This window comes from Psychrobacillus sp. OK032 (genome assembly GCF_900111345.1).
GTDB lineage: Bacteria > Bacillota > Bacilli > Bacillales_A > Planococcaceae > Psychrobacillus.
Genome location: NZ_FOGY01000004.1, coordinates 297,375 through 317,564, shown reverse-complemented (window position 1 = coordinate 317,564; position 20,190 = coordinate 297,375). Strand labels below are relative to the sequence as shown.

At 37.1% G+C, this 20,190-nt stretch carries 22 protein-coding genes and 1 pseudogene; 20 read left to right on the top strand and 3 right to left on the bottom strand.

Annotation, left to right across the window (positions count from 1 at the left end):
* Both BMZ04_RS10385 and BMZ04_RS10380 read left to right on the top strand, forming a co-directional pair.
* Positions 1–1,047 carry a C45 family autoproteolytic acyltransferase/hydolase gene (locus BMZ04_RS10385; protein ID WP_255367884.1) on the top strand — a complete coding sequence of 349 codons (1,047 nt, stop codon included), beginning with the start codon at positions 1–3 and terminating at the stop codon, positions 1,045–1,047.
* Positions 1,048–1,384: 337 nt separating this feature from the next.
* Complete coding sequence (locus BMZ04_RS10380) at positions 1,385–1,945, top strand: peroxiredoxin (protein ID WP_093269363.1); 561 nt, start codon at positions 1,385–1,387, stop codon at positions 1,943–1,945.
* 195 nt (positions 1,946–2,140) lie between these two features.
* Here BMZ04_RS10380 and BMZ04_RS10375 read toward each other — a convergent pair whose 3' ends face one another.
* Complete coding sequence (locus tag BMZ04_RS10375) at positions 2,141–3,769, bottom strand: PucR family transcriptional regulator (RefSeq protein WP_093269360.1); 1,629 nt, start codon at positions 3,767–3,769, stop codon at positions 2,141–2,143.
* A gap of 152 nt (positions 3,770–3,921) precedes the next feature.
* Between BMZ04_RS10375 and BMZ04_RS10370 the strand changes: the two genes are divergently transcribed.
* The 9 genes from BMZ04_RS10370 to BMZ04_RS23150 all read left to right on the top strand — a co-directional run bounded on the left by BMZ04_RS10370 (position 3,922) and on the right by BMZ04_RS23150 (position 13,105).
* Positions 3,922–5,385 carry a CoA-acylating methylmalonate-semialdehyde dehydrogenase gene (locus BMZ04_RS10370; protein ID WP_093269357.1) on the top strand — a complete coding sequence of 488 codons (1,464 nt, stop codon included), beginning with the start codon at positions 3,922–3,924 and terminating at the stop codon, positions 5,383–5,385.
* Positions 5,386–5,466: 81 nt separating this feature from the next.
* Positions 5,467–6,837: an aspartate aminotransferase family protein gene (locus BMZ04_RS10365; protein ID WP_093269353.1), complete on the top strand. Its 1,371-nt coding sequence runs from the start codon at positions 5,467–5,469 to the stop codon at positions 6,835–6,837.
* A 54-nt stretch (positions 6,838–6,891) separates the two neighbouring features.
* The gene (ald, locus tag BMZ04_RS10360; RefSeq protein WP_093269350.1) at positions 6,892–8,025 is read left to right on the top strand and encodes an alanine dehydrogenase; all 1,134 of its coding nucleotides are present in this window, start codon (positions 6,892–6,894) and stop codon (positions 8,023–8,025) included.
* 459 nt (positions 8,026–8,484) lie between these two features.
* Positions 8,485–9,447: an alpha/beta fold hydrolase gene (locus BMZ04_RS10355; protein ID WP_255367883.1), complete on the top strand. Its 963-nt coding sequence runs from the start codon at positions 8,485–8,487 to the stop codon at positions 9,445–9,447.
* Between the two features lie 57 nt (positions 9,448–9,504).
* Positions 9,505–10,626: a DUF1835 domain-containing protein gene (locus BMZ04_RS10350; RefSeq protein ID WP_093269346.1), complete on the top strand. Its 1,122-nt coding sequence runs from the start codon at positions 9,505–9,507 to the stop codon at positions 10,624–10,626.
* Entirely contained in the window at positions 10,619–11,332 is a 714-nt protein-coding gene (locus BMZ04_RS10345; RefSeq protein ID WP_093269343.1) for a class I SAM-dependent methyltransferase, read from the top strand. The genes BMZ04_RS10350 and BMZ04_RS10345 overlap by 8 nt, the downstream gene beginning before the upstream one ends.
* A gap of 174 nt (positions 11,333–11,506) precedes the next feature.
* Positions 11,507–11,878, top strand: a complete 372-nt coding sequence (locus tag BMZ04_RS10340; protein ID WP_255367882.1) for a hypothetical protein — start codon at positions 11,507–11,509, stop codon at positions 11,876–11,878.
* A gap of 67 nt (positions 11,879–11,945) precedes the next feature.
* Positions 11,946–12,815: an aminoglycoside 6-adenylyltransferase gene (locus tag BMZ04_RS10335; RefSeq protein WP_093269340.1), complete on the top strand. Its 870-nt coding sequence runs from the start codon at positions 11,946–11,948 to the stop codon at positions 12,813–12,815.
* A 194-nt stretch (positions 12,816–13,009) separates the two neighbouring features.
* Positions 13,010–13,105 (top strand): putative holin-like toxin, encoded by a 96-nt coding sequence (locus BMZ04_RS23150; protein WP_369802650.1) that lies wholly within the window; start codon positions 13,010–13,012, stop codon positions 13,103–13,105.
* A gap of 181 nt (positions 13,106–13,286) precedes the next feature.
* On the opposite strand, the gene BMZ04_RS10330 is transcribed toward BMZ04_RS23150, so the two are convergent.
* On the bottom strand, positions 13,287–13,763 hold the full coding sequence (locus BMZ04_RS10330; protein ID WP_369802649.1) for a ribosomal maturation YjgA family protein: 477 nt from the start codon (positions 13,761–13,763) through the stop codon (positions 13,287–13,289).
* A 297-nt stretch (positions 13,764–14,060) separates the two neighbouring features.
* On the opposite strand from BMZ04_RS10330, the gene BMZ04_RS10325 reads away from it, so the two are divergent.
* The 3 genes from BMZ04_RS10325 (at position 14,061) to BMZ04_RS10315 (ending at position 15,995) form a co-directional block, all read left to right on the top strand.
* Positions 14,061–14,870: a TrmB family transcriptional regulator gene (locus BMZ04_RS10325; protein ID WP_093269333.1), complete on the top strand. Its 810-nt coding sequence runs from the start codon at positions 14,061–14,063 to the stop codon at positions 14,868–14,870.
* A 76-nt stretch (positions 14,871–14,946) separates the two neighbouring features.
* Positions 14,947–15,678 (top strand): AzlC family ABC transporter permease, encoded by a 732-nt coding sequence (locus BMZ04_RS10320; RefSeq protein ID WP_093269330.1) that lies wholly within the window; start codon positions 14,947–14,949, stop codon positions 15,676–15,678.
* Positions 15,669–15,995, top strand: a complete 327-nt coding sequence (locus tag BMZ04_RS10315; RefSeq protein ID WP_093269327.1) for an AzlD domain-containing protein — start codon at positions 15,669–15,671, stop codon at positions 15,993–15,995. The genes BMZ04_RS10320 and BMZ04_RS10315 overlap by 10 nt, the downstream gene beginning before the upstream one ends.
* Before the next feature lie 108 nt (positions 15,996–16,103).
* On the opposite strand, the pseudogene BMZ04_RS10310 reads toward BMZ04_RS10315, so the two are convergent.
* A pseudogene (locus BMZ04_RS10310) lies at positions 16,104–17,195 on the bottom strand (cupin domain-containing protein).
* Between the two features lie 377 nt (positions 17,196–17,572).
* Between BMZ04_RS10310 and BMZ04_RS10305 the strand changes: the two are divergent.
* The 6 genes from BMZ04_RS10305 to BMZ04_RS10280 all read left to right on the top strand — a co-directional run bounded on the left by BMZ04_RS10305 (position 17,573) and on the right by BMZ04_RS10280 (position 20,131).
* Entirely contained in the window at positions 17,573–17,779 is a 207-nt protein-coding gene (locus tag BMZ04_RS10305) for a helix-turn-helix transcriptional regulator (protein ID WP_255367880.1), read from the top strand.
* Positions 17,776–18,258, top strand: a complete 483-nt coding sequence (locus BMZ04_RS10300) for a hypothetical protein (RefSeq protein WP_093269320.1) — start codon at positions 17,776–17,778, stop codon at positions 18,256–18,258. The genes BMZ04_RS10305 and BMZ04_RS10300 overlap by 4 nt, the downstream gene beginning before the upstream one ends.
* Positions 18,259–18,272: 14 nt before the next feature.
* On the top strand, positions 18,273–18,770 hold the full coding sequence (locus BMZ04_RS10295; RefSeq protein WP_093269317.1) for a hypothetical protein: 498 nt from the start codon (positions 18,273–18,275) through the stop codon (positions 18,768–18,770).
* Positions 18,767–19,210, top strand: coding sequence for a GNAT family N-acetyltransferase (locus tag BMZ04_RS10290; protein WP_255367879.1), 444 nt, complete (start codon positions 18,767–18,769; stop codon positions 19,208–19,210). Before BMZ04_RS10295 ends, BMZ04_RS10290 begins: the two co-directional genes overlap by 4 nt.
* A gap of 28 nt (positions 19,211–19,238) precedes the next feature.
* Complete coding sequence (locus BMZ04_RS10285) at positions 19,239–19,604, top strand: YybH family protein (RefSeq protein ID WP_093269313.1); 366 nt, start codon at positions 19,239–19,241, stop codon at positions 19,602–19,604.
* 80 nt (positions 19,605–19,684) lie between these two features.
* Complete coding sequence (locus BMZ04_RS10280; protein ID WP_093269310.1) at positions 19,685–20,131, top strand: MarR family winged helix-turn-helix transcriptional regulator; 447 nt, start codon at positions 19,685–19,687, stop codon at positions 20,129–20,131.
* Positions 20,132–20,190 lie beyond the last annotated feature (59 nt).

The following is a 20,190-nucleotide window of genomic DNA, read 5'->3' as shown; positions in this document are numbered from 1 at the left end:
TTGAAAACGATTGAACTAAATGGTACATCTTTTCAGATTGGGTGGGAACACGGTGTACAAGGAAAGAAAGAAGTACATCGCAGTTTGGAAACGTATGAGCAACTATTTAAGGGCTATGCTTCACTATCTTGGCAAGAAGCGAAAGAAAAAGCGCTTTTACACTTGGATGCCATCGAAGCATATCGTCCAAACTATCTAGAGGAAATGGAAGGTATTGCCCGAGGCGCTGGTGTCGAATTTGAAGATATACTGACGCTTAATACAAGAAGTGAGATCGCACTTACAAATTCTCCGGATGGGTGTACTTCATTGGCAATTACGGAGCCTCGAAGTTCTACAACATGGTTAGCTCAAAACTGGGACTGGAAAGGAGAACAAACGGATTCTCTTCTATTCTTAAAAATTAAACAGCAAAACAAACCCAACATTGAAATGGTTACAGAAGGCGGTATTATTGGAAAAATTGGTTGTAATGATGCTGGGGTAGGAGTATGTTTAAATGCATTAATGACGCGCACTTGTGAGCCAAAAGTTCCGATCCATCTTGGATTACGGGCAATTTTAGATTCTTTTACGTTCGATGAGGCATTATCTGCGGTTAGTCACAACCAGATGGCTTCGCCTGCGCATTTTTTAATCGCTTCAAGAGAGAAGAAAATAATAAGTGTAGAGGTTTCACCAATCTATACCGCACAGATTAAACCAGAAAATGGGGTGCTTATCCATACTAATCATATTTGCGCACCTGCTATGCAAAAGGTGGTTGTTGATAAGCCTCATGATGATTCCTATCATCGCCTGAAAGCAATTGATAAACTGATAAGTTCACTAAGCAGCGATGTAAGGGCTAGTGATATCTTTTCCTTATTAGCTGACCATGATAACTATCCTGATTCTATTTGCAGACATGAAAATCCAACCAAGTTGTCACATGAAAAGATGGAAACTGTTTTTAGTATTGTGATGGATTTAACTAGTAATGAAATAGCTTTGATTTTAGGGAATCCTTGTTTGAGTAAAGAGGTTCTCACAACGATAAAATGTTGAACTTGTTTATCCCGCTTTAAAGGGCAGTAAGACCCCTACTTCAAGACTTGCTGTTACCAATGGAGCATAAGTGGGGAATCAACTGCCAGTAAAAGTCCGATTTGTTCAACTAACAATCAGTAGGAGATGATGCCCCCCGCTGATTGAAGTTTCATTTTATAAGAAAGGCTATGTTAAATAACTCTTTTGATATTTGACAAAAGCGAGATGGTTCTATAATCAAAATGATGGTAGAAAGCTGTTTATTACCAATTAAATTAGAGTAATACAAAAAAGGCGATAACGAAAATAAGTATGATCGGTTAATTTATCAAGTAATAATAGAGGAGTGTATAATATGTCGGATATTAATTTTAATGTACTACCTGACAATCTTCCAGAACCTATTGATAATGGTGCTTGTAATCATTTAAAGGGGAAAAGTATACCTTCAGTTAAATTAATTTCTACAAGTGGTAATGTCGTCGATGTATCAAGGATAAAGGGTAAAATTGTTTTATATTTTTATCCCTTAACAGGTAAGCCTGGTGAGAGTCTCCCAGTTGGATGGGATCAAATTCCAGGTGCGAGGGGTTGTACACCACAGGCATGTTCATTTCGAGACCATTTTAAGGAGTTAGAACAACTTAATACACAAGTGTTTGGAATAAGTACACAAAACACTGATTATCAAAGTGAAGTAGTTGAACGGCTTCATTTACCTTTTTCACTTTTAAGCGATTCAAATCTAAAATTAGCAAATTCTTTAAGTCTACCATTATTTGAGGTAGAATCTAAGCTACTTAATAAAAGAGTTACGCTAATAATACAGGATGGGCTTATTATAAAAGTATTCTATCCTGTTTTTCCACCAGACAAAAACGCGGAAGAAGTAATAGAATGGCTGTCTTACAATTAGAAGAATGATAAAAATCTGTGAAATTATTATCTTCATACTTAACTAACGTTTACGTTAGCTAATTAATAATACCGCAAAAAGGAGAGTAAATAGGTCCTTTTTCTTTATTTATGAATTATTAACAATATTAATTAACAAAGCCTATAAGAAAAGAAATGTCGCCTTGCTTCACGGAGCAATGGCGACTTTCTTGTTTTAGTAAGCTTTCCCCTTCACTAAACTGTATGCTTTAATGGCAGTTTCGAGAGCTAGGCGATTCGCAGGTTTCATAAAGTCATCTCCAAGAAGTTGTTCCAGCTTTTCGATGCGGTGATATAACGTCTGTCTGACGATAAAAAGGCGTTCCGCAGCCTCCTTTTTGGAACCCATATACTCTAGGTAAACAGAAAGTGTTTCTAAAAGGTCGCTTTCCATTTTCTCGTCATAATCAATAAGCGGTCCCAAATAATTTTGAACATAATTTTCAAGACATCCGCTCTTTTTTAACGGGAGCAAAATTTGATATACGCCAAGGTCTTCATAAAAGTTTGAGTCCAAAATTGCCGCTTGGAGTAGTTGCAGTACTTCATTTGCCTCTTCATAGCCACTTGTTACATCTGAAATTTCTTTATACACCATACTGACACCAAACGAACATTCTTTCCGATCTATAAAATGATTCTCTTTCATGGCCATAATACTATGAATGATTTGAGAAAAACGGTCCTTGTCCAGTTTTAAATGATCCGCGGCGATAAAAGAAGCGATGACAGCTATTTCACTTTTACTCGAAGAAACAGCTGGGAAAAATCCATGACGTTTAAAGAGTGTGCGGATCATCATCGACCGTTGTAGTTTAATTTCTTCCCAATCTTCTTCATCGAATCTTGACTCAGGAAAATTCATTCGAATGATAAAAACTCTATAATACATATTGCGACTAGTAGCAGGCAAATAAGTTTGTAGATCGTCCTGATCAACATCTCTACCGTTTAAAAGGTTTTGGACAAACTCATCCTCGCTATGCTGTTTACGTTCTTCAATCGTTCGGTTACGCAACAAAATTTGTGCAATAGCAAGCGCTGCACGATCCAAAATAAGGAAGGTGAAATCGTCTGACATGGATTGTTTCACTTGGAGGCACAGATACCCCCAGGTTTGTCCAAGTCCTTCAACTGGCATAAGCGCGAATGCTTGCTCATCAAGTGTAAAAATTTTCGGTTCTGTATGGACAGATGAAGAAATTTCAAGATAAGTTCGGATGTTTGTTTCTAATTCTTTACATTCGGATGGGTAATAATAGGACCTTCCATTATCAGAAATGAATATAACAGCTTGTTGAAAAAACTGGTGTAGCTCCAGTAAGATTTTTAAAATACCGTTAGGTGTAAGAGACGAAGCATTGAATTTCCTAGACAGCGTATCGAGCTGTGAAAGCATTTGATGGTGTTGATTGATGATAAATGTATGAAGGTCTTGCGTGATATCAACAAATTTCACGGTATTCTCAAATGTGATAATCGGAAAAGAATGCTTGTTTGCGAGTTCAATGAGTTCTGACGGAATTTCCTTGAAGTAAATTCCCAACTCTATACAAATACATGCGACATCTTTTTCTATCAATTTCTTCACATATTCTAGTTGCGAAGGAAGATCCGATTGTAGCCCCCCTCCTGTAGTAAGAATCATTTCCCCTCCGTTTATTAAAGATTCAAAGTCATTAACTTCTAACACATGTGACCATTTCACTTGCCGCTCCAAGCCAGTTTCTCCCGCGATAACATTTGCACATTTGAACGAATCACGAGAAAGAACATCTCTAACAGTCAATTTCAATTCATTCATCAGAAAGATACCTCCCCATAACGTAAAAATAATAAGGTCATGATTTTACATAGTGTAAAGTGACAATAGTCAAAATACTTTGTAAACTATATTATGAAGTCTATCGAAAATAACATCAACTAGCAAGAGAAATAGAATTGGAGGAATAAAAGATGACGATTACAGTTGTAGAAAAGAAAACGCTCACAAATTTCATCAATGGACAATGGGTAAAATCAACAACAGAAAAATATGAAGAAGTGCCGAATCCAGCGACGGGAGAAATAATTGCGGAAGTTCCGATTTCTACGCAGGAAGATTTGGACAATGCGGTAAAGGCTGCTAAAAAAGCTTTTGTCAAATGGAGAAAAACTGCTGTTCCACAACGTTCCCGGATTTTATTCAAATATCAACAATTATTAACTGAAAACTGGGATGAGCTGGCGAAGCTCATTACGATTGAAAACGGAAAAAATTACAATGAAGCTTATGGTGAAGTGTTGCGCGGGATTGAATGTGTAGAGTTTGCGGCTGGTGCTCCGACACTCATGATGGGTACGCAACTCCCAGATATCGCGACGAATGTTGAGTCCGGAATGTACCGTTATCCAATCGGGGTGATCGGAGGTATTACGCCTTTCAACTTTCCAATGATGGTGCCATGTTGGATGTTCCCACTAGCAATTGCGAGTGGAAATACGTTCATTCTAAAACCATCAGAGCGCACGCCACTTTTGGCAAATCGTCTTGCAGAATTGTTGCATGAAGCGGGACTGCCAGAAGGTGTCTTCAATATCGTACATGGTGCACATGATATTGTGAACGGTATCCTTAGCCACCCGGATATTCCAGCAGTATCGTTTGTTGGTTCTCAGCCAGTGGCGGAATATGTGTATAAAACAGGAACTTCGAATGGTAAGCGCGTCCAAGCATTAGCAGGTGCAAAAAACCACACGATTGTCATGCCAGATGCTGACATGGACCTAACGGTGACAAATATTATAAACGCTGCTTTTGGATCGGCTGGGGAAAGATGTATGGCTTGTGCTGTTGTCGTTGCAGTTGGTGATGTGGCAGATCAGTTAGTTGAAAGATTAGTAGATGAGTCGAATAAGCTGACAATCGGTAATGGCTTAGAAGAAGGGGTATTCCTTGGTCCGGTCATTAGAGATTCACATAAAGACAAAACGCTAAGCTATATCGAATCGGGCATTGAAGAAGGGGCAAAGCTATTACGTGATGGTCGTGGCGATAAGTCTACTTCGGAAGGCGGTTATTTTGTAGGGCCGACAATTTTCGATCATGTGACGCAAGAAATGAAGATTTGGAAAGAAGAAATCTTTGCACCTGTATTGTCTGTTGTAAGGGTGGATACTTTGGAGGAAGCAATCGAGTTTGCGAACAAATCGGAGTTTGCAAATGGGGCATGCCTATTTACGGATAGTGCGAAAGCAATCCGTCAATTCAGAGAAGAAATCGATGCAGGAATGCTTGGTGTAAACCTAGGAGTACCTGCACCAATGGCATTCTTCCCGTTCTCGGGTTACAAAAAATCATTCTACGGCGATCTGCATGCAAATGGCCGAGATGGGATTGAATTTTACACGCGTAAGAAAATGTTGACGGCACGTCACTGATAATTAAGTACTCGTTCAAAATAAGGGATATAGGCTGGAGCTTGCCTCTGCGGGCTTCAGTTAAAAAAGGGAGTGGAGCAATTGACAACAGCAAAAGAAACGACAAAGTCATTAGTGCAAAAAGACCGTGAAAATGTATGGCATCACATTTCTGCTTACAATGAAAAGAATCCTCCGATGGTCGTAGAGAGTGGAGAAGGAGCATGGATTACAGATCATGACGGCAACCGTTATCTTGACGGGATGTCTGGACTGTGGGCTGTCAATGTTGGTTATGGGCGTGAAGAACTTGCGCAAGCAGCATACGAGCAAATGAAAAAGCTAGCGTATGTACCGATGACTCAAAGTCATAAACCAGCGATTGAATTGGCAGCAAAATTAAATAAAATGCTTGGCGATGACTATAAGATTTTTTATTCGAATAGTGGATCTGATGCAAATGAAGTAGCGTTTAAACTAGCACGTCAATACCATCAGCAAAATGGGGAAGCTTCCCGCTACAAATTCATTTCACGTTATCGTGCCTATCATGGAAGTTCAATGGGGGCTTTAGCAGCAACAGGTCAGGCATTACGGAAATATAAATATGAGCCGCTTGCGCCAGGTTTTTTACATGTAGCACCACCAGATAATTACCGTAGACCAGCAGGGCAATCTATCGAGGAATATAATATTCAACGTGCCCAAGAATTTGAAGAGAAGATCATTTGGGAGCAAAAAGAGACGATTGCAGGAATTATTATGGAACCACTTATTACCGGTGGCGGTATCCTAATTCCACATCCTGTTTATCTTGAAAAAGTCCAAGAGATTTGTAACCGTCACGGTGTATTACTTATTGTTGATGAAGTAATTTGCGGCTTTGGACGGACAGGAAAAGCGTTTGGTCATCAACATTTCAATATAAAGCCGGATATCATTACGATGGCGAAGGGATTGACAAGTGCTTACTTACCACTATCTGTAACTGCGATTCGTAAAGATATTTACGAAAAGTTTGATACAGGAGAAGAAAATAGCCATTTTCGTCATGTGAATACTTTTGGTGGAAATCCAGCTGCTTGTGCGGTTGCATTAAAGAATTTAGAAATTATGGAGAGAGAAAATCTTTTTGAACGTTCTGCTGAACTTGGTGAGCGTCTCCTTAAAGAGCTAGAAAGCTTAAATGACCACCCATTTGTTGGTGATGTTCGCGGTCTTGGTTTCCTTCTTGGTATCGAACTTGTAGAAGACAAAGAAACGAAAGAGCCTGCCTCTAATGCGCGTGTTGCTAAGATTATTGGGGAGTGTAAGGCAAATGGGCTTATCATTGGAAGAAATGGCGATACAGTTGCCGGTTATAACAATATTCTAGCACTTAGTCCACCGCTATCTTGTACTGATGAAGATTTTGATTTTATCGTCGCAGTTTTAAAGAAAGTGTTTAAAGAAAACGAATCTTTCAAAGGCTAAGCAGTATCAAGGGGAAACAACTCAAATATTCGAATTGATTGGGGAGAAATATAAATGAAGATCGGTGTTCCAAAAGAGATAAAAAACAATGAAAACAGGGTAGCAATGACACCTAGTGGAGTCGTGACATTGAAGAATGCTGGGCATGAAGTCTACATCGAAACAGGGGCTGGTTTAAAATCAGGATTTACCGATGAGGACTATAACCGTGAGGGTGCCATTGTTGTAGAGACAGCGAAAGAAGCATGGCTAGCTGACATGGTTATGAAAGTAAAAGAACCATTAGCAGAAGAGTACGGCTATTTTAGAGAAGGGTTGATTCTCTTCACCTATTTACATTTGGCAGCAGAGCCGGCATTGACGAAAGCATTAATTGATAATAAAGTCGTTGCAATTGCTTATGAAACAGTACAATTGCCGAATAATACATTGCCACTGTTATCGCCGATGAGTGAAGTGGCTGGTCGAATGGCTACGCAAATTGGCGCACAATACCTTGAACAAATCCATGGCGGCAAAGGGGTTCTATTAGGTGGTGTTCCTGGTGTATCACGCGGGAAAGTGACAATAATCGGCGGTGGAATTGCGGGAACGAATGCCGCACGTGTTGCAATTGGTATGGGAGCTCAAGTAACCGTTATCGATCTAAGTGTGGATCGACTTAGACAATTGGAAGAGCTTTTTGGAAATGATGTTCAGACACTAGCGTCCAATCCATATAATATAGCTATATCGGTGAAAGATTCTGATCTTGTTGTTGGAGCGGTTCTCATACCGGGTGCACGTGCTCCTAAACTAGTTTCAGAAGAGATGATTAAGTCGATGAGTCCAGGTTCAGTACTTGTCGATATTGCGATTGACCAAGGTGGTATTTTTGAAACATCCGATCGAATTACAACGCATGATAACCCAACGTATGAAAAGCATGGTGTCGTCCACTATGCCGTTGCTAATATGCCTGGTGCAGTCCCGTACACTTCGACGATGGCTTTGACAAATATGACAGTCCCATATGCTTTGCAAATTGCCAATAAAGGGTATAAGCAAGCATGCCTTGATAATGAACCACTTTCTAAAGGCGTCAACATATTAGAAGGTCATGTCACGTACAAGGCGGTTGCAGAAGACCTTGGTTATGCATACAAGCCGCTACACGAACTGTTAGAGCAGGAATTTGTGCTTCAGTAGGTTGAATGATCGGAGAAATTGAAACTAAGATCTATCATTCTTCAGCACTAGTTTTTACATCGGTATAGAATAATCACATATTAAAAAATAAAAAAGGCAACTTCTCTAGAGGATAATTTAGAGAAGTTGCCTTTTAAGATTGTAACGATTGTTGGCTTTGCCAGTTACTAATGAACAGCGCTACTTCTAGTTATGAAGCGTTCTACATAATGTGAAATTTTTTCTAGAGCAGTGGATACTTTCTAATAGCACATTCAGCGACTCAAGGGAATAGACTAAAGACGGGATAGTTACGGGGAGGAAATTTCCATCGTATTTTATTTGGGTAAAAAATAGAAAATTGAAACTAATAAAATTGATTATCGTACTATAAATAGAAGGCCAACTATCCTAAGCAGCTGACAAATTTATAATTAGAAAGCAGTGAAAATAGTAAAAGCCAAAAAGAAAATAAGATTTATGAAGACTAGAAACATTTTATTGTCAATGGTTTCCATATTGTTTATTTGGATTGTATTCCATCAAGTGATGAGCGCATATGAACAAAAGAAATACCCGGCATTAGGGCAATTAGTAGAAGTGGATGGAGATAATATACATGTGTATACAACGGGAGATGGTCCAAATACCATTGTATTATTAAGCGGTTTAGGTACGACTGCACCAGTGTTAGATTTTGAACCTTTGATCAATGAGCTGGCAAAAAGTAATAAAGTCGTAGTTGTAGAACCATATGGTTATGGTTGGAGCGACCTAACAAGTAAGGAACGAACAGTAGAGAATTTAGTAGTGGAAATAAGAACAGCTCTAATAAAATCTAACGTTGAAGGTCCATACATATTAATGCCTCACTCTATTTCCGGGATTTATAGTATGTATTACGCCAATAAATACCCAGATGAGATTAAAGCAATAATAGGAATAGATCCCACATTACCTGGGGCTTTGGAGTATTTTGATGAGTCTGCTCCAGCAATGCCTAAATATATGAGCCTAATTGCACCGACTGGAATTGCAAGATTAGTATTATATTCGAATCCAGAAGATTTCCTCCCATTAGCTGAAGAAGGGACTTACTCGGAAAGTAATTTTAAATTGACCAAAATACTTTCTGCATGGAAAGGTTATAACAAAAATGTAGTAGAAGAAGCCAATGAAATAAAAAATAACATTGATAAAACAAAGGAATTGTCATTTCCTTCAGACCTACCAGTATTGATTATTTCAAAGGAAGAAGAAAAAGTGGATGAGGAAGTAAAATCAAATGAAACTTTCTATCAATCGCAATTACATAATGATACTTTTCATAAACTCATTATATTAGAAGGACACCATTATCTGCATTGGACACAATATAAAGAAATGAGTAAACAAATTAATGAATTTACAAAAATAGTTGATAGAAGGTTAAGTAATGATTAAACCAGTAAGATAATCAACAGTAGCTTAAAATAGGAGTCGGTAATCATTAAAACTAAAGTGAATCACCCATTTATCTATTTCTTTACGGAGCCAAATGTAGTATTTGTTTATAAAATTGAAGGACAAAATTATATAAGTATTTCGGATTTTCTTGAAAGTGATAGGTGGGAAACGTTCGTTTTAAACGAGGAAAATGAATTTGATATGTTTGACCATCTAGAAGGTAATCCTAATGTAGGCAGAACATTCTTTGCCAAGCAGGATGACCTCATCGTGATGGCAGAATTCATTAATAAACAGATTCAAAAAAATCGCGCATTACGCACAAGTGGTTCGGTGCACATCGTTTCCTCTGAATCGGCAGCAGGTTCCTTAAGAGGTGGTCTAGAAAGGCCAAATACTGTTATAGGCATCCCAGATTTCCTTTCCATTGGACCATTGGGAAAACTGGATGAAAAAATGGGTCAAACCCATCGAAAAGATTGGCTAATCGAAAACATTAACTTCGAGCAAGAAGCAGAATATCCCATTAAATTTGCCAATACACTGCGAGAGCTGGAAGATATACCTTATCAAGTTCCCATCCATATCTGGTATGGAAATAACGCAAGTGAACAAGTATGTATGCGGTTTCTAATCTACTTACTAAGGGATAAAACAAATGATATATTTCTTATAAACTCCACTGATCTCTATGACAAACATATGAGTTCCAAAGATGAACAGCAGCATATTTTCGATACGAGTCAGATCGAACCTAAGGATCTAAAACTGTTGTTTGAAATAAATAAAACGAAAAATCCCTTATCTGAAAAAGAACGAATTCAATTGGAAATAGAGTGGAAAGCTTTAGCCCAAACGAAAGAAGTGCTCCGTATATGGAGTAATGGCAACATAATAGGCGTGCCCGAAAATCACTTTGATTCGATAATTTTACATATAGTTGAAAATCTACACAAACAGCAAGGAAACAAAGACTTCATCAAAATTGGGACAGTATTGGAAGAATTATTTAAACAAATGGATGAGTTTGTTGGTTTTTTCTTTTTAGAATATAGGATTAGGCATTTAATATATAGTGGTATGTTGGAGATAAAAGGAATACCAAAATCATTGTGGAATTATAGTATAAGAAAGCGAAACGAATTAGATAAAAAATTAGAGGTGAATGATGAATAACAAAGTGAGAGAAACCTATGACCAGTTAGCTAATGATTACGAACATAACGTGGATACAAAAAGTCTATTTAACACAGAGTATGAAAGGCCAGCGATGATGCATTTACTGCCTTCAGATTTAGAAAATAAAAAGGTTTTGGATGCCGGGTGTGCAGCAGGCTGGTATACAAAGCAATTGGTCAACTTAGATGCTAGGGTAACAGCAACTGATATTAGTCCTAAAATGGTGGAAGCAACGAAAAGGCGTATAGGAGAAAATGCGGAAGTATTATGTTTAGACTTAGAAGATGAACTTCCTTTTGAGGATGAATCTTTTGATTTCATCATGAGCTCTCTTGTTCTTCACTACATTCAGGATTGGAGTAAGCCTTTTAACGAGTTTCGTAGAATATTAAAGCCAAATGGGACATTGCTTTTTTCAGTCCACCACCCTTTTATGGATATAAAACTTTCGGTGAACGGCGATTACTTTTTCAATGAACTTATTATCGATCAATGGGAAAGAGATGGGAAATTGATTGACGTTCCTTTTTACCGTCGTCCTCTTCATATGATATTAAATGAAACGCTTGATTATTTTTCTATAGAGAGGTTAATTGAACCTCTACCTACAATAGAATTTAAAATGCAAGTGCCTGAAAAGTATGAAAAGCTCATGAAAAATCCACATTTTATGATTGTCCAAGCAGTGAAAGATAATAGATAAGTGAATAAATGTTAAAGGACAATGGGAATACCCAGGCTTAGTGATTAGTCCAGAAGCGAGTCGTTTTGCAATTGATATTAGGGCTGATTTTGATATTGATTTATACGCTTATCCCTATATAGAAAAAGAGCTGTGAGGTGGAAGAAGCTGCATCCAATAGAAATAATAGAGTTTATGATTATTGGTTTAGCCATTGTAGCAATAGTAACCATCTCCCTATTTTTTAAAGGAAAGTGGCGTAAGTACGGCTTATTATTTAGTTTAGTTTTGACAGTGGGATTTGGTATATTTTATGTTATTCGCCCTTATTGGATTGATGCACAAATTTACAAAAAGGTTGAATTATTAGAATCCTATTTAGAACAACATTACTCAAACGAAGAATGGGAGATTTCAACAGTGCCTCATCGCGAAGATGGCTACGAACATCTAAATCCATTCTATATTTCAGTAACCTTTAAAAATGAACCGGATGTTTCATACGAATATTGGGTAGAGAACGAAACCAGTGTCTTTCAAAGAGGATATTCGACAAACAAAAACTAAAATGACTTAGAACATATGGAGTATGAGCTTGAATTATGTAGGCGGGATTAATACAGGAGGTGAATAAATGCGGACAGAAGAGCAAGTTATGGAATTAGTTCTAAAAGTAGCAGAACAAGATACACGAATTCGCGCTGTTGGACTGAATGGATCAAGAACAAATCCGAACGTTCCAAAAGATATTTTTCAGGACTATGATATTGCTTATCTTGTGACGGAAATCGATTCTTTTATAAATGATCCAAACTGGGTAGATATTTTTGGCGAGCGAATTATTATGCAAACACCCGAAAATATGTCCATGTTTCCCCCTGAGTTAGGCGAAAGATTTTCTTATCTAATGCTGTTTACAGATGGAAATCGAATCGATTTGACATTAATACCAATAGAGGAAAAAGACGAATATTGCAAAGAGGATAAGCTAACAATTATTTTAATGGACAAAGATAACCCTTTACCGGAAATACCCGCTCCTACGGATAGCGATTATTGGGTGAGACGACCATCCGCTGATTTTTTTGCAGATTGCTGCAATGAATTTTGGTGGGTATCTACTTATGTGGCAAAAGGGTTGTGGAGAAAAGAAATTCTTTATGCAGCGGAGCATCTAAATAATATTATCAGACCCATGCTATTTAAAATGCTCGAGTGGAGAGTGGGTATTGAAACGGATTATTCGGTTAGCATAGGTAAAAGTGGTAAATACTTGGAGAATTATCTTTCAAAACAAAATTGGCAAAAACTTCTTTCTACATATCCTATTGGAAGTTACGAGAGTATTTGGAAAGCGTTATTTGTAATGTGCGATCTGTTTCGTAGTACCGCAATTTTTGTTGCTGGTAATTTAGATTTCAACTATCCGTATGAAGAAGATCAAAAAGTGAATGCATATTTAAAACGTGTAGAACGTTTAACTCCAGATGGATGTGAGATTTAATATTTTCAACTAAGGGATGTGTAGGAGTTAGAAAAAAGATGATCATACGTTAGTAAATTTGATCATACATCAATGCGATGCGAACATATGTGTGGTATAATGGAAGTGTAATAGAATAGGGGTTTCAAGGGTGGTTGGCATATCTTTTTTTCCATTTCTTCAGTTTATGACGAAGGGAAAGGAGATGATGCTCTATGACAATATTTGAAACGTTTAGCTTGATAGTCGGCTTCTCTACGCTGATTGTAGCTATCTTAGCGTTGTCATATACTTTTTCAAACAAAAAGTAAACCGCCCATGAGCTCCCAAGCATAAGACGGTTTACTACGTAATGTGCTGATCGTCTTTGAAGCGATCCATTTTATTACAGAGACTGGTTAGTGTAGAAGCACTAGCCAGTCTTTTTTAATATAATCATTTTCTAAAGCAAGTATAACCTTGAAAGAAGAATTTTTCAATAAGAACTACCACTTAGCGGAACTTACTTCTTGTTTCGTTTTCATTCGTTTGATTTTTGAAATACTGAAGGAATACAAGTGACACTATATCCAAGAAAGTCGCTAACATAATTCCCATTGTATAGCGCATCAGATCTACCATAAGATATCCTTTTCCCAAAATCAAAGCTCCAAGAGAAGTGCCACGTATCTGTTTAATCCAATTCCCTTGATCCAGTTGGCTAAATTCAATAACAAAGCTAAAAAAGAGACTAAGCCAAATTGCTATGATTATGCTTTTACGCACCAAAAGGAAACGGAATCCAAAATAGACCATCATAGCCCAAATCACATCTCCAGCGTTTTGCGCTACAAATGGCGAAAGAAAGTGGCTGTACTTTCTGGAGGCTAGTCCTAAGAAAATGGTGATAATAATTCCAATTATATAAGTTATCCTCATTTTACGATAACGCAATGTGATATATCCTTTTTTAGTAGTCAATTGGTTCACTCTTTTATGTGTGATTTTCATTTATGTTCAATATACAAGTAATAGAGGGTGGAAGCAAGGCTATGGTCAAATCCCCTGTTGGTTCTTCATTTGTATAGTTTCTAAAAGAAACCTATAACCAGCTTGCCAATAAAAATCTGTACAACCTACTCTAAATTTAAATTGAAAAGACAAAAGCCCATAAAAATTGTAAGAAGTGCTTGATTATTTTTTTAGTAAGTATTATACTAACTACTAATTAAAAATGCGAAGAAATTATTAGTCTATCTTGAGGGATAAGCAGCTAGGAGGGTGTTCGTGGACGTAATTTACAAAGAACTGCAGAAGTTAGGTTTTTCACAATATGAATGTAAAGCATACATTGGTCTATTAAAAAACTCTCCTATAACTGGATATGAGATAAGCAAAAGAACTGGTGTACCAAGGTCCATGATTTACGAAGTGTTGGGGAAGTTATTAGATAAAGGTGCTATTTATACAGTACCTTCTGAACCTGTAACTTATGCACCGTTACCGGCAAAAGAATTAATCAATCGATTACGTAATAACTTTGAACAATCATTCGATTTTCTAGAAAAAAACTTATCTGCATTAGAGAGTGAACAGGAACTAGATGTCATACATCGTGTCAGCAGTGATGAACATGTTGTTGCAGAAATGATTGATATCATTGGAAGAGCAAAAGAAGAAATATGGCTGTCGATTTGGGAGCCTCAAGTAGGATTCATAAAAGATTCTGTAAACAAACGAGTAAAAGACGGATTACATGTCTTTTCTATGCTTTTTGGGGCACCTGATACGAAATTAGGTGTAACTACTCATCATGATTATACCGCTCCTGAAGTAGCAGAGGAAAGAATGAATGGTCGTTTAACGATTGTTGCTCGTGATAATGAAGAAGTGTTAATTGCAAACTTTTCCCCAGTTGCGACTGGATGGGCAGTAATAACTCAGGACCCAGCGCTTGTATTAATTGCGATGGAATACATAAGACATGACATTATTTTTGCGGAATTAACGAAAGAATTGGGTCCTCAGAAAGTAGAAACTCTCTGGAAAAACAACAAGGATTTGTATCATGTTGTTACAGGAAAACGGTTCAAGTAATTTGAACCGTCTTTTCTTACCCTATTTCTTAGTGGTTATTTAACTAACTACTAAATAATTTTAAGGAGAGTTATATATGCGTATAGATAACGTTCATTTGGATACATTTTCGTCACCAAAAGAAGATAGTTTTATTCAAGGGGTAAGAGCTTGTGTCCCGACATTGCTCGCTTATTTAAGTATAGGATTTGCTTGTGGTATTGTTCAAAAAACTGCGGGACTTAGCGTATTTGAGATTGCACTTTTAAGTTTAATTCTTTATGCTGGATCAGCTCAGTTCATAGTTGCTGCAATGTTGGTAACACAAAGTACTTCAATGGCTATTATTATTACGATTTTCTTTATTAATCTTCGCCATTTACTACTTAGCGCAGCATTATCTCCTTATTTTCGACAGTTGTCCCCATTTAAGAATATGTTAGTTGGAGCTTTACTGACGGATGAGACATTTGGGGTTGCGATGAACGAAGCTGCGAAAAAGAAAAGCATTAACGAAAAATGGATGCACGGTCTAAATATTACGGCTTACTTAAATTGGGTTGTAGCCAATATAGCAGGGGCACTTCTCGCACAGTGGATTTCAAACCCTGAAAAATTCGGTTTAGAATTTGCCTTACCAGCGGTATTTATTGGACTTCTTATCATCTCGATACTGGACAGAAGTAAAATCAAATTAGATGTTGTTGTCGCGATAATCGCCATTGTTATTGCTGTAGGAAGTACTTTAATGCTGTCGAGCAGTCTAAGTATTATTGTTGGTACAATTATAGCTGCAACGATTGGGATGGTGGTAGAGAAATGGAAGTAAGATGGGATATTTTTTTAATTATTATAGGAGCAGCATTTGTAACGTTTGTTCCGAGGGTTGTTCCACTTATGATACTTAGCCGTTTTGAATTACCAGAAGGGGTAATGCGGTGGTTAAGTTTTGTCCCTGTTGCTATTATGGCTGCTTTGGTAGGCCAGGAAATATTATTGCATGACGGTAAGATTTCTTCTATAAGAAATAACGTGGAACTTTTCGCAGCGCTACCTACTTTTCTCATTGCGATCAAAACACGTAGTTTACTTGCAACAGTACTTGCAGGTGTTATTTCATTTATGATTTTACGCTTGTTTATGTAATAGGAAATTTTTTTTATTAGTTACAAAATAGTAAAGGTCCTGCGATTGTATGCAGGACCTTTTAATTAGTGTGTGATTGTTAGTGAATAATCAACACTTATTCAATCGTTATTTAGGATAGTAAGTAAATCCCGGATATTTGACGACCGGATACTTCACTTTACGTAGCGCATCCAATAATTCTGGACCAACATGTAAATTGGTTTTAACCAGGTAGCGAGGTGTAAGCGCCATCCATTGGTTCAATGACACATCCACAAACCAATCGCTCTTGAACATTTCCAAAAACCAAAACGTTTGGTCACCGATATTCTGAATATAGTGTCCATTAGCAAAGGGCACGTATCCGACATCCCCAGCCCTATAATCAAATGTACGGGCTGTGCCATCCCCAGCAAGGACTGTCATACGTACCTGTCCTGAAAGGTAGTACTGCCACTCATCATTATTCGGATGCCAATGCAGTTCTCTCATTGCTCATGGTTCAACCTCTACTAGTGCAGCAGCTATATTCTTGGATATTGGAAAATTAGTAGAGTCTACGATTCGTACACTACCACCCGGTGTTATAATTGGTTTTTTCGCAAGCAACTTATGCTTGAAGCTTTGGGGAATGGTTCCGTAAGGGGACTCAATTTCTTCACTTTCCAATGGACCCGGAACCTTGTCTTAATAGATATATACCTGCTCTGGAGGAATGTGATCAAAGGCACTAATTGGAACTCCGAAATTGGAAGACAGTACGTCTTTTGGCGTATGAGCAAACCAATCGGAAATAGATAAGGTATTCAAATCAGAAAAGGTACCGTCATCGAAGACAAGCAGGAATTCACAGTGTTCCAATCCTTGAATGGAATGTGGAAGTTCAGCGGGAAAGTACCATAGATCACCAGGTCCAATGTCTGCAATAAAGTTCCTTCCTTCAGCGTCAATTGCAGTGATTCGGGCACGACCTAATATCATATAGGCTCATTCAGCTTGTTGATGCCAATGAAGCTCTCGAACACCACCGGGGGTCAAACACATATTTACCCCTGCTAATGTGGTTGCGATGGGTAGTTCTCTTACGGTGATTACTCTAGACCATCCCCCAAAATTTAAAGTCATGGAAGTATCTGAAAACGAAAATTTCATGTTAGGGAGCAAGCCTGCATCGGTTATAGGTGGAACTAACAAATCGGGGTTTTCAAGATCTCTCATTGTATCCCGTGGGCCAGTATCGTAGCCTCCAGCACCGTTATTTCGGATGGGCTGGGGGATGTTATCAAGTATATCTCGATTTTGTTTAGGGCTATCCAATTTTATAGACTTCTCTCATTGAATACTTTACATAATCTGATATATGATGCGGGTTCTGTGTAAATTTAATGACTGTCTACTTCAAACAAGAACTTTTAATTCACCTGTTCCTGATGGCTAATTTAAATAAAAGAAATGCTAGGACCAATCAATAATTTTTACTTGTTCAGTCATTTTTATTACCGCCGAAGTATAGTCAACTAATCAAAAAGTAAAATGAACTATACAAAATGACTAATAAACTATACAATAATAAAAGAAAGTTTGGAGGGAGCAGATTGCTAAAAAATCGAGTGAAGGAATTACGTGCTAAATTCAATTTGACGCAAGGGGATCTTGCAGAAAAAACCGGCGTAACGAGACAAACGATTGTTTCATTGGAAAAAGGGAGTTATACCCCTTCATTATTGCTCGCTATGAATATCGCGGAAGTGTTTGGAGAACCGATTGAACAAATTTTTTATAAAGAGGAGGAAACGAAATGAGGATGTATATTACAGTTATTTTAAGATGCTTGCTTTATGTTTCACTTGCATTGATGGTTTATGACTATGTAAGAATTGATATGTACTTCGAAATGATGGGAAGAGGATACATCGATGGATTTTCCGTATATGTATCAACATGGAGAGGTACTTTTTTTCTTATAGTTGGAATTCTTCTAGCCGTTATTAATATTATTGACTTTATTGTAGTTAAGAAAAAGAAACATACCCAGATGAAAGAGTACATTCTACCAGAGTATGATGTCGCTGATGAACGTGCGGTCGAGATTACAGGAAAAGCTGTTCGCTTTGCATTTGTTTTTATTCTATTTTATACTTTTCTACTACTTGGATCATATATGTTTATACCAAATTATTTTCTAGATTATCCGTGGTATCCAATATTTACGACTGCATCCATACCGGTTTTTGGTTTGATCATCTATTTATTAACGTTTAAATACTTTCATGCTAGATAAAATAGGGGGATACCATGAGGAATTTACAAATAACTATTATTTTACGCATTCTACTAATATTAACATTTGCAATGCACATGCTCCCTTCTGTGAAATCAACTCAACTTTCAAATATGCTTATGAATAAACAGATAAGTTACGATTTTTATGTGTCAAATCAGATTAATTCTAATTATTATTCTATTCCATTTTTCATCTTAGTCTTGCTGAACGTTTGGTTCACATACTTTAATTCTAAAAAACGGAATAACGGTAGAATACTAATGAAAGAAATTGTCATTCCAGAAACAAACCTGGATGACGATGAAAGGGAATCCGAAATTACAGGTAAATCGGCTAAAGCAGCATTTTCCGTCGTTATTGTCTTTTCTTTTGTCATACTGTCACTTTTCCCAATGGCTATCTCATTTTTCAATGAACTAGCAGCGTATTCCGTGTTCGCTGTTGCAGCTCTGCCGATAATCGGTCTTATAACTTATTTCATCACGTACAAAGTGCTATATTCACGATGAAAAAGGAAGTAAATGAAGTGCAAGAAATAAATACAAGTGTTCTTCCTTTTTCTATCAGAGAGTTATTAGCGTATGCAATTTCTGTAAATAAAATTGACGCAGAGTATGAGCTATATAAGCAATTGGAAAATAGAAAATTATACGGGTATAAACAAAATGAAAAATTCATCGGCTGCATTGGAATTGAATTAACAGAACAACAAGGCTGCGAAATTAAACAGATAGCCGTATCACCATTTGAAAGAGGAGCTGGAATCGGGAAGAGAATGATAAATTTTATTATGCTTAAACATTCTCTTTCCTTGATTTCTGCCGAAACGGATCAAGATGCGGTGAGTTTTTATAAAAGGATTGGATTTTGCGTTACAAGCATAGGAGAGAAATATCCAGGAGTCGAACGTTTTTGGTGCGAGTGCTTAATAACTGAAAAAGTAAAATGATTTATAATATATTAGGGGGTTTTGTACGATGGGCTATGAAAAAGCATTAAGTCAATATATAGATGCAACAAATACGCATGATTTTAATAATGTCAGAAAATTTCTTCATGAACAGGCAATTTACTGGTTTTCGAACGCAACTTGTACGACTATAAGTGAAATACAAAGTTATTTCGAAAATGCATGGAATCTGATAATAGAGGAAGTCTATTCAGCAGAAGATGTTAAGTGGATTACAGTAGACGAAGGATCAGCAACATGCATTTATACGTATCATTATGAAGGATATTACAATGGAGAATTTGTTGCTGGTAGTGGGAGAGCAACGAATATCTTCATAAGAGCAGAGGATGGAGAATGGAAATTAATTCATGAACATTTGAGTAGCGTATAGAATACAGAGTAAAAAATAAAGAGAAGTATTAGTTGCATTTTACAAGTAATCCTTTTATAAATAATGTAGAGGTGAAAGTCATGGAAAATAAGCGTGAATTGTTCCAAGTTCTAACTCGGCGATTTGGATTATTAAATAAAAATTGTTGTTCTATTGGAAGCGTGGATATTTCAACTGTTCAAAGTCACATAATTTATGAGATAGACAAACAACATGCACCTTCTATGCAACAAGTGGCTGATACATTAGCGATGGATATTACAACTTTCAGCAGACAAATTCAAAAATTAGTAAAGATGGAACTAGTAAAAAAAACACCTTCGGAACAAGATAAGAGAATCTACATTTTAAGTCTAACAGTTCAAGGCAAGTTTGTTGCTACATCAATCGATCAATCAATGAATGCGTATTTGGATGAGGTGTTTTCGCATATGAATGAATTCGAGCGTGAAACAGTCATTCGTTCGATAGAATTACTGAATAAAGCGATGTCGAAATCTCATGTTTGTTGCTCCCCTATGTGTTAATTTTGAACAAAGGTTAGCTAGATACTTGCATATTGCAAATAATATTATTATTTGGAGGT